Below are 9,244 nucleotides of genomic sequence, written 5' to 3' on the forward strand. Positions count from 1 at the left end.
CTCCTTCCACTAAGAAGTGATTAAAAATGAATCGACTACAGCCAATCGTTTTATTAATGAGTACTGCTTGTTCTTTATTTGGGTAGATGCGAAACTGATAAGCTTTGTTTATTAACATTAATTTCACCTCCTATTTTCACTACTATTAAAACATGGTAACAAGTTATACTCAACATTCTGGAGGGAAAATAGGCTAAAGCAAGTAAGTGTACGTATCGAAGAAGATGTAATTAAGACCGTTAAAAAAGTTTGTTTGGATGAAGATATATCGTTTCAAGAAGCTGTTCGGCAAGCATTAGAAGAGAGGTTAAAAGAGTCGGACAATCGAAAGGGATAGAACCCTTTCTTATCCGAGCATTCTTTCATCCCATGATTGAAATCACGGGTGTTCAGAACGCATTTCATAAAGACTGAATATGTAATCTCTCCTATTGTAATTGTTTTCTACATAATTTTTATATTAAGCAAAAAAAGCCCCTATTGTGTGTCGGCAGTAGGGGCAAATCAAGGGGGTTCTTACCTCACTATATACGAGACACAGAGAAGCAAAGTTACAAAAAAATACCCTCTCCAGATTCACGGTGAGGAGAGGGCAAAAAATGTAGAAAAGTTTCTAGAACTAGGCGACTTTAACTATACCATATTTAAAGGAAAAAAAGTAAATTAATTGTAAAAAATTCTTTGAAGCTATTAACCGATAAGAGATTCCTTGTTCTTTCATTTCAAAAAGATTCCACTATACATAGGAGGAGTCGTTATACAAATGTCGTTTTTTTCCGGAATTTACTATATAAATTACACTTGATAGTTTGACAGAGGAGTGTGGTTGGAAGGAGGAGATTCGGATGCTGACAGAGCGCATAGAGGGCTGTAAGCCGACTGATGAAGAAAGAGTATGTTAAAATTGGAAGTGTTTGTTAAAAAACAGGATGAGGGAAAAGGCATGAACGAGAAAAAAGAGCGACCGATTTGGGCATGGGTAATCATCGCCTGTACTGTTTTTATTTTAATTATAATTGGTTCAACAATTAGTCAATGGATGGGATTCTTAGAAATAATGCGTTTGGTTCTCTGGGCGCCTCTATTTTTTGCCGCTGTAAGTGTCGGTATTTTTGATTCGCGTTTAATGGGTGGGGTAGTTTTAGTCATAGGATATGGTGCATTACTTTTATGGCTTTTTGGAATTGTTATGTCATTAGTTAAATTAATTCGAGGATAATGACGTATATTTGGCGTGAAAATGGCCTAGATTGGTGAGTTGTTTGGCGACAGAGGTGCGCGTGGTTGCTGAAATGAAGAAAGTGAACAGCTAAGGAAAGGGGGATTGAAAGACCTGTTCTTATGGGCTGGATTTAGCGGGGTGCTGTATCAGGTTTTTAGGTGTACATACGGCATTATCTGGGCTTGTCAAGGGATTTCATAAAATAGACAGGTACCATAAAGAACAAAGTGAATATGTATAATATCAAAACTGAATAGTAAGCTCACACTCCTGAGAACCTAAGCTATATTTTATGTATAGCCTAGGTTTTCCCCTTGCATTAAGTAATAAAACAAACTATATAGGTGATTCCTGCAAACGATTTTTCCGCATTTTGCATATGTTCTCGTTATCACCTAAAAACAGAGGAGGAAAAATATGTATTACCCATCCTATTCTTATGGTACTTATCCCTATAGTGCCTATCCTATGTCGAACATGTATAATTTTCACCCTGCTTCTAACCAAGCTCAGTATACACCTGAAGAAAAGAGCCCTATTTTTCAAAGCGAAGGTGTTTCCGAAGAAAGTGTTATTACAAATGGTGAACTCGTTTCTAAAGAAGATGTTGTTAAAGAGGAATCAGTCTCCAAAAGTAATACATTTACTAAACGGTTGCTAAGTCACTTACATCAAAGAAAAGGAATGGTTATATCTGTTGCTACTCCAATCAAAGAAATTCAGGGAAGACTAGAGGAAGTTTTCCCCGATTATATTTTAGTTAATAACGATGGACAGCATTATCATATCAGATTAGAAGGTATTGTTTATATCAGTTAAGAGGTTTTATAAAAACCAGCTGTTCCTTTTTTCTAAGGAACGGTTGGTTTAACTTACATAGATGAATTAAACTAGCTAAGAAATAGGCTGTGTTAAACATGTATGTTGATTTTAGGGTATAGCATAGAAGATTCATATATTTTAATTACCTTACTTATATGTAAATTTATGAACATACATTCTTATAAGATATTATTCCAAGGGTGTTAATTATCCAATACTATCCAGCCACCATACCGTGCCTCAAACGGGCATCGGTTTGTCTCCCGCACGAAGCGTAGAGGTTGCTTTTTGCCCTAGCCAAACGGGACCGCAAAACATCTGGGTAGACGCAAAGAGGAAGACAGTTGGTGTCCTCTTTCGCCTGGACGGGGCATGCGCTCGGGAAGGGAGACGAAAGGCCTTGTTTGTGTCCCATTGCGGTGGTCTTTTCCTCTCTGAACAATCAACACCCTTGGCGCCACAAAGCGGCCGTGTCTCTTCCTTATGAGAAAAAGACGAGGGAACACGCCGACGCGTGCATCTTATTCCTTACGATATATGGATAATCAACAGGTGTGATATTATTCATTAAATCTTCCCATAATAATGGTGTTATAGTATTTACCGTCGGCAAGAATTTTGTCGTTTTTTAATATACCTTCGATTTCAAAGCCAAACCTTTTATAAAGTTTAATAGCTTTATCATTTGTTTCTAAAACATTCAAAGTAATTTTTTTAATGCCATTGGAGTCAGCCCAAGAAATAGATTCTTTTAAAAGATTTTTCCCAATCCCATGTCCCCAAAAATCTTTTAATACGCATACGCCAAATTCTACTTTATGAGAAAATCTATTTAAATAAATTCCTTCGCATCTTGAAAACCCAACGATCCGATCATGGACTACAGCAACTAAAAATAAGTTTCTTGGATTCACAGTGTCCGTTTTTATAATCTGTTTAAATCCTGGTATATCTATGGACGCCTCCCCTTTTTCTCTATCCAAATTTTCCGTCTCTCCATCAATCTGTAATCTTAATTCAGACAAATCTTTTGCATCTTTATCGATTGCAGATCTAACAGTATAATTTAGCCCATTAACATAAAATTCTTGTTTGTTAATTATCATGACATACTCCATTCATATTAAGTTGATTTAGAAAAATAAAACAAGGGAAAAGCGTTGTATTATAATTTTCTACAGTCCCAATCAAATAACCTGTCCCGTTTGTTCAATAAGATATTTTGACAGGGCAACGTGGTTGGAAGTAGGCGATTCAGAAAAAGCGCCCTACGCTCCAGCAGAAGAAAGGCCAGCGTGTCTTTTTCCGACCGCCCTTCCTTCTTTTCTTACCTTACCTCTCACCACAAGAATTTATCATTGCAACCAGCCCTGCCATCCGTATGTATGGATAGAGGGCTTTTTGTTTAGAGCCTAAGCAAGTAAAGCCAAGTTATCGAATGTTCATTTCTTGAAATTAAAATTGGACGGTATATAAGTGCACAAGCCGTTACAGAATCGGACAACCTTTCATATTATGTAGAAAAAAGAGGGAGGCGAAAGTTTTTGATTAGAAAGTTTATAGTTTCCCCAACCTATTATCACAAAGACATGAGCAATTATCATACACAGAAGCACCATGATAGTTGCTGCTCGGACGATTGGTGGGACATGGATGATTGCTGCCATGATGAACCATGTCAATGCCACCATAAGTCGTGTAAATGCCATGACAAGCCATGCCGATGTCATCATAAGCCGTGTAAATGCCATGATAAGCCATGTCGATGTCATAATAAATCTTGTAAGTGCCACGATAAGCCATGCCGATGTCATCATAAGCCGTGCAAATGCCATGATAAGCCATGCCGATGTCATCATAAACCGTGTAAATGCCATGATAAGCCATGTCGATGTCATAATAAATCTTGTAAGTGCCACGATAAGCCATGTCGATGTCATCATAAGTCGTGTCAATGTCATGATAAATCATGTGAATGCGATGATAAGTTGTCTCAATCGTACCCATCATGTCGCTCATGCTCGCGCGAATACTATTCCTTCGATTTTTACGATTAATTAACCCAACATGCGATATCATATTCCAAGAATTGATGGAAGAGCAAAGAAGATTGCCAAATTATCGCTGCAACCATCTTATTAAAAAAGCTGAAACTCTGCACCTGACCCCCTTTGTCCGTATGGATGGAGGGGGTTCTTTGTTTAAAGCTATATAAATTACACTTGGTATTTTGACATGGTGGCGTGGTTGGAAGCAGGCGATTCAGAAAAAGAAGAGGTTGGATGCGCCCTGCGCTCCAACAGAAGAAAGGCAAGGGCGTCCTTTTCCGACCGTTCTTCCTTCTTTTCTTACCTCCTACCATAAAAATTTATCGATTTATCAAATCAGATGCATATAGATAGGTTACATTAACAATCGGAAAGAGAGGGTGATCAAGCACCAAAAGCCTCTTCCGTAGAGCAGAAGAGGCTTTTGGATCTTTCTACATAACTGACGCGCCGGACTTGGAATTACAATCTTTTGTAATCTGCTGTAGCCTTAATAATGACACTTGTGTTTGTGGGACTTTTTCTTCTTATGACAGCAGCATTTACACCAGAACTCATAATCGTAGTCATCATCGTCATGCTTTTTGTGACAATCACAGTCATGCTTTTTGCCATAGTCATCATCATACTTTTTAAAGCAATCAAACTCGTAGTAATCATCATGCTTTTTGTGGCAATCACAGTCATGCTTTTTGTCATAGTCATCATCATCATGCTTTTTAAAGCAATCAAAAGAATGTTTTTTGTCACAGTCATGCTTTTTGTTGCAATCATAAGGTTTTCTTTTTTTCCAGTCGTAGAAGCCCATTATTCTTCCTCCTTTCTTATAAACATCAACATTCACTTTTTATTAAAAAGGAATGATTGTCCTATATACTATTCAGCTTCTTTTTTACATGTTTGGACGAGCATCTTGTATTTTTTATTTTGGGTTGTGGAATTTTTTTAAATATATTTAAACGATTGATTAGACTTGAAGTGTTATCTTTCACAGTAAAAGGTGAGGGAGGTTGAAGATGTTTTGCTCGAACGAACAAAAAAGGACGCTTGTCCGCGTCCTTTCATCCCTCGATTTACGATACATATATCAAAGCATCAGATGTAATTTATACGTCGAGACGCACAAAATCAGAGTGTTTTTTTCTTGAAAAGTCCTACTAGCTTAAGAGCCTCTTGCTGTTTTTCTATTGGCCAGCCTCGCTCTAGAAGTTCATCTTCAACCAACTGCTTCCATCCCTCCCACTCCACATCACGATACGAAAGCATGATTTGTCGAGCTATATAGATTACAGCATCTTTTTCTTGATTTGTTAGCATATTTATCCCTTTCTTTTCAGCAGTCTATATAAATTGCACTTGATAGTTTGACAGGGTAGCGTAGTTGGAAGGAGGCGATTCAGAAAAAGAAGAGGTTGGATGCGCCCTGCGCTCCAGCAGAAGAAAGGCAAACGTGTCTTTTTCTGACCGCTCCCGCCCACCGCCCTGCCTTCTTTTCTTCTCTTTCACCACAAGAATTTGTCGATGTATCAAATCAGATGTATATAGTATATCTATTATACAGGAAGTGGATGACTTTACGCTGAATTTGAACCCGCTTTTATTACTATCCGTTTCCTTTAGGCAAGGCAAAGTACAAAAAGGGTGATGATATTTCCATTCCAAAATACGTGAACAAGATGAAATCGTCGGAGAGAATTTGTTTTCATCTTTTCCTACACTTGATGAGAAAACGAGTACATTACTAAATGTGAGGAAGACAGGTCGCACTATATTTAAAAACAGGCAGCAAATTACCGATTTTAGAGGGTGAAAAAGCGAAATGACAAGTATTTCTCTCCCTATCAAAGCTCATGGAAAAATTATCGGAGCTATTGAATTATCGAAAGATAGTAGTCAAGAAAATCAAGTATCTGATCATGTTATCGAGCTGAAACCGGAGCTGTTTTTGATCCACTCGGTGCTGAGCATCTGGTCAATCATACGAATGAAGTGTTACTGCAGTTAGAGCAGGATGTTGCTTCTATTGATGCCTATTCGAATGTGTATCGAGACTTTCCGAATGAGATGACAGCTTGCAGACAGACCTTTGAACAAATTGTGCAGGAGCACCATCTTAAGCTTGTTCGCATTGAGCCATATGAAAATGTTGAGCAGGCGCGTGAAACGAACGAACAGATGTATAAGCATCTGCAAAACGGGGATATGCCAGCGGTCATTCAGCATGTCGAACGAATGCGTCAACTATTGAGTGGAGCAGTGCAAATGATGCAGCGGCAAGCAGATTTGAAAATAAAGAATGCAAATGACATCGACCTCGTCATTTCAAAACTTACCGCCTATCCAGTACAGGACGCAGAGCTTACCGCAGTGACTGAGCGTGTTTACCAATTATACCGTACGAAGCATTGGGAACAAGTATGACACGAATATCGGGATAAGCTACCTTGCGCTGCAGACGTCGCCGAGTCGCTACGTCAGGTTCAGCAATGGTGCGACGAAGAAGTACAGGAATATGAACTGGCAAGGGGCATATGAGCAAGCTGCCCGCAACGCCGCTACGTTAGCGGACATCGTAATAGCGATGAACCAGGCGTATGACGAAGTTGTGCGGTGAGGAACGATGTCAGGAGCAACTGCGGAGCAGCAACTCGTCTGGTGGTTCTGGTTGGGGCGGCAGCAACAACTCCTCAGGAGGGTCAAATTGGAATAGTAATAACAACAACTCTTCTGGAGGATCGAACTGATAATTGGAAGTCTTAAAACCACCAAAACATCGTTTTTGGGTGTTTTTTTTGCCCTTTTGTTACTTCACGATAATGGGGAACGATTTTTTTATGATTTTTTTGCTTTTCTATGTATAATTTCTGTTCTAGGTGGAATTTTAAGACTAGTAATAATCAATATATCCCCTAGGAGGAATGACATCATGGCTCAACAACAAAGCAGAAACACTAACAACTTGGTTGCTCCCCAAGCGCGTGCAGCACTGGACCAGATGAAGTATGAAATTGCTGCTTCATTCGGTGTGCAACTTGGTCCGGACACAACTTCCCGTCAAAATGGTTCTGTTGGTGGCGAGATTACAAAACGCCTTGTTCAAATGGCAGAGCAGCAGCTTGGTGGACGTATTCAGTAATACAAATAAACATGCTTGCATATCTTAATAAACAAGCGAACAGGTAATGTGATGAAGGGCTTCCCGGAATGAGTGGGAGGCCCATTCCTTTTCTTATATAAATTACCACACCTGTTGATTATCCATATATCGGAAGAAATAAGATGCACGCGTCGGCGTGTCCCCTCGTCTTTTTCTCAAAAGGAAGGGACACGGCCGCTTTGTGGCGCCAAGGCCGGACCGGCAAAACATCTGGGTATGACGGGGCAAAAGAATGATTGCTTCACAGGTGTTGAGTATCCACTATTATGTTGGAAGAAATAACATTAACAATGTTACTTTATCCGCTTGACGGTTTTGTTAAACCACTGTATATGTCCACATCGATCGCAAGTTAAAATTTCTGCTGAACGATTGGCAAAGTCAAGATTGAAAAAAGTCATAAGAGATGTGTTCAATTGAGCATATCCATGGTCAAATTGGTTGTGGTTACAATGTGGACAGATGACACGGATTCCATGAGCCTCATATTGCCCCGGCCCCATGGCTTTCTTCAAGTTCTTAACAAATAGTCTAAAGAAGCTTTTGTGCTCAGACATTATAATCTACCCCTCTTGTTCATTCATTGTGTTACTATACATATCTGACTTGACGAATCGACATGCTCTTATGATAAGGGATCAGAAAAGATGGAAGGGCGTAGGGCACATCCAGTCTTGTCTTTCTCCGGCTTTGAAATAAAAAGAGCCGACATAGGTCGGCAGTTGAAAAGAAAGGTGACCCTTGAAGGGTTGTCATTAATATACCATATTTAGGTAAATGGGTAAATAAGGAAAAGTGACAATAGGAGCCATTAAAATAAAAAAAGGCCAGCATAGGCTGGCAATAGGAAAGAAGGTTGGTATTGTGAATTCGCACCATTAATATACCATATTTGGTAAATTTTTTATTGGGTAAAAAGAAGGTTTTTGATCGGGATATTATGCCAGATGTATAAAAAAGTCCCCTCTCTACCTTATCCAGAAAGGGGGATAACGAGGGAGTTAAATTAGGATTACTATTATAAGCTCTACCTCTCTATGCAAAAAATGAAACAAAAAAGACTCCTACAGTCTACTGACTGTAGGAGCAAAGTAAGGGAACTATAGTACACACTACTCTATACGGTGCAAAAGTAGAAAATGTTTCAAAAAAATATTCTTTTTGGATATACGGCTGAAAGTGTAGAAGGAAAAAACCCACCGGCTTAGGCGAGGCCACTGAAAAAGTCCTCTTGACCTAAAAAAGGTATCATCCCTCCATTTGTGAGGAGATTATACCTTTTTTCTGTATAATCAAGGTATCAATTTATGCGGGTGGTTACGATGATTCAAAAACAACAATCCATGATCTTCAGTCCGTTTATGGCTATTTATGATTTGGTCATTCCAAAGGATAACCTGTTGCGAAAAATTAACGAACTGATCGACTTCTCTTTTTTATATGACGAGCTTAAAGATAAATATTGCCTTGATAACGGTCGAAACGCCATCGACCCGATTCGTATGTTCAAATATTTATTGTTGAAGTCGATCTATGACTTGTCTGATGTCGACGTGGTTGAACGTTCGAAATATGACATGTCTTTTAAGTATTTTCTTCAAATGGCGCCTGAAGAGTCTGTGATTGAATCAAGTTCATTGACCAAGTTTCGGAAACTGCGTTTAAAAGATATCGACCTTTTGGATATGTTGATCAATAAGACTGTAGAAATCGCCATTGAAAAGGGGATTATCAAAAGTAAAGCCATTATCGTCGATGCCACTCATACGAAAGCTCGGTACAATCAGAAGTCCCCTAAAGAAATCCTGATGGATCACTCAAAAAAGTTGAGAAAAGTCGTATATACCCTAGATGAAACCATGAAAAACAAGTTCCCCGCCAAAAACGCAACGAATGTATTGGAAGATGAGATCGACTACTGTCAAAAGCTTATTGACGTGATCGAAAAGGAAGGCAGTATTTCCGAGTATCCAAAAGTAAAGGAACAGGTAAACC

At 39.0% G+C, this 9,244-nt stretch carries 13 protein-coding genes and 1 pseudogene; 7 read left to right on the forward strand and 7 right to left on the reverse strand.

All coding sequences use genetic code 11. The annotated features are described in order from the left end of the window. The coding region (locus AF333_RS34865; RefSeq protein WP_235497012.1) for a helix-turn-helix domain-containing protein at positions 1-118 on the reverse strand (118 nt) is incomplete at its 3' end. A 93-nt stretch (positions 119-211) separates the two neighbouring features. Here AF333_RS34865 and AF333_RS37385 point away from each other — a divergent pair. The 3 genes and pseudogenes from AF333_RS37385 to AF333_RS08090 all read left to right on the forward strand — a co-directional run. Beyond that, positions 212-337, forward strand: a pseudogene (locus AF333_RS37385) (hypothetical protein); the annotation flags it as partial. Between the two features lie 558 nt (positions 338-895). Next, a complete protein-coding gene (locus AF333_RS08085; protein WP_043067021.1) occupies positions 896-1,219 on the forward strand; it encodes a hypothetical protein in 324 nt (107 codons plus the stop codon). Positions 1,220-1,639: 420 nt separating this feature from the next. Further along, a complete protein-coding gene (locus AF333_RS08090) occupies positions 1,640-2,041 on the forward strand; it encodes a DUF2642 domain-containing protein (RefSeq protein WP_043067022.1) in 402 nt (133 codons plus the stop codon). A gap of 563 nt (positions 2,042-2,604) precedes the next feature. Here the strand turns inward: AF333_RS08090 and AF333_RS08095 are convergent. The 6 genes from AF333_RS08095 to AF333_RS34875 form a co-directional block, all read right to left on the reverse strand. Then, on the reverse strand, positions 2,605-3,150 hold the full coding sequence (locus AF333_RS08095; RefSeq protein WP_043067023.1) for a GNAT family N-acetyltransferase: 546 nt from the start codon (positions 3,148-3,150) through the stop codon (positions 2,605-2,607). Positions 3,151-3,601: 451 nt separating this feature from the next. Beyond that, positions 3,602-4,063 carry a hypothetical protein gene (locus tag AF333_RS08100; RefSeq protein ID WP_043067024.1) on the reverse strand — a complete coding sequence of 154 codons (462 nt, stop codon included), beginning with the start codon at positions 4,061-4,063 and terminating at the stop codon, positions 3,602-3,604. A 34-nt stretch (positions 4,064-4,097) separates the two neighbouring features. After that, the gene (locus tag AF333_RS34870; protein ID WP_235496235.1) at positions 4,098-4,406 is read right to left on the reverse strand and encodes a hypothetical protein; all 309 of its coding nucleotides are present in this window, start codon (positions 4,404-4,406) and stop codon (positions 4,098-4,100) included. A gap of 148 nt (positions 4,407-4,554) precedes the next feature. Continuing rightward, positions 4,555-4,866, reverse strand: a complete 312-nt coding sequence (locus tag AF333_RS08105) for a hypothetical protein (RefSeq protein WP_158502491.1) — start codon at positions 4,864-4,866, stop codon at positions 4,555-4,557. 354 nt (positions 4,867-5,220) lie between these two features. Further along, positions 5,221-5,409: a hypothetical protein gene (locus AF333_RS08110; protein ID WP_043067026.1), complete on the reverse strand. Its 189-nt coding sequence runs from the start codon at positions 5,407-5,409 to the stop codon at positions 5,221-5,223. Between the two features lie 24 nt (positions 5,410-5,433). Beyond that, complete coding sequence (locus tag AF333_RS34875; RefSeq protein ID WP_235496237.1) at positions 5,434-5,622, reverse strand: hypothetical protein; 189 nt, start codon at positions 5,620-5,622, stop codon at positions 5,434-5,436. 289 nt (positions 5,623-5,911) lie between these two features. On the opposite strand from AF333_RS34875, the gene AF333_RS08115 reads away from it, so the two are divergent. From AF333_RS08115 to AF333_RS08135, 4 genes are all read left to right on the forward strand, one after another. Then, positions 5,912-6,097: a hypothetical protein gene (locus AF333_RS08115; protein ID WP_043067027.1), complete on the forward strand. Its 186-nt coding sequence runs from the start codon at positions 5,912-5,914 to the stop codon at positions 6,095-6,097. Next, entirely contained in the window at positions 6,082-6,513 is a 432-nt protein-coding gene (locus tag AF333_RS08120; protein ID WP_043067028.1) for a hypothetical protein, read from the forward strand. Before AF333_RS08115 ends, AF333_RS08120 begins: the two co-directional genes overlap by 16 nt. Positions 6,514-7,018: 505 nt before the next feature. After that, positions 7,019-7,228 (forward strand): alpha/beta-type small acid-soluble spore protein, encoded by a 210-nt coding sequence (locus AF333_RS08125; protein WP_043067029.1) that lies wholly within the window; start codon positions 7,019-7,021, stop codon positions 7,226-7,228. 1,343 nt (positions 7,229-8,571) lie between these two features. Next, positions 8,572-9,244 (forward strand): transposase (locus tag AF333_RS08135; protein ID WP_053432673.1); only part of this gene is annotated, 673 nt, incomplete at its 3' end.

The sequence above is a fragment of the Aneurinibacillus migulanus genome, from assembly GCF_001274715.1.
Classification (GTDB): Bacteria; Bacillota; Bacilli; order Aneurinibacillales; family Aneurinibacillaceae; genus Aneurinibacillus; species Aneurinibacillus migulanus.

Coding starts and splice junctions, on each gene's coding strand:
- AF333_RS08085 (WP_043067021.1), top strand. CDS start 896: ATGTTAAAATTGGAAGTGTTTGTTAAAAAACAGGATGAGGGAAAAGGC.
- AF333_RS08110 (WP_043067026.1), bottom strand. CDS start 5,409: ATGCTAACAAATCAAGAAAAAGATGCTGTAATCTATATAGCTCGACAA.
- AF333_RS08100 (WP_043067024.1), bottom strand. CDS start 4,063: ATGAGCGACATGATGGGTACGATTGAGACAACTTATCATCGCATTCAC.
- AF333_RS34870 (WP_235496235.1), bottom strand. CDS start 4,406: ATGGTAGGAGGTAAGAAAAGAAGGAAGAACGGTCGGAAAAGGACGCCC.
- AF333_RS08105 (WP_158502491.1), bottom strand. CDS start 4,866: ATGATTGCAACAAAAAGCATGACTGTGACAAAAAACATTCTTTTGATT.
- AF333_RS08090 (WP_043067022.1), top strand. CDS start 1,640: ATGTATTACCCATCCTATTCTTATGGTACTTATCCCTATAGTGCCTAT.
- AF333_RS08125 (WP_043067029.1), top strand. CDS start 7,019: ATGGCTCAACAACAAAGCAGAAACACTAACAACTTGGTTGCTCCCCAA.
- AF333_RS08115 (WP_043067027.1), top strand. CDS start 5,912: ATGACAAGTATTTCTCTCCCTATCAAAGCTCATGGAAAAATTATCGGA.
- AF333_RS08095 (WP_043067023.1), bottom strand. CDS start 3,150: ATGATAATTAACAAACAAGAATTTTATGTTAATGGGCTAAATTATACT.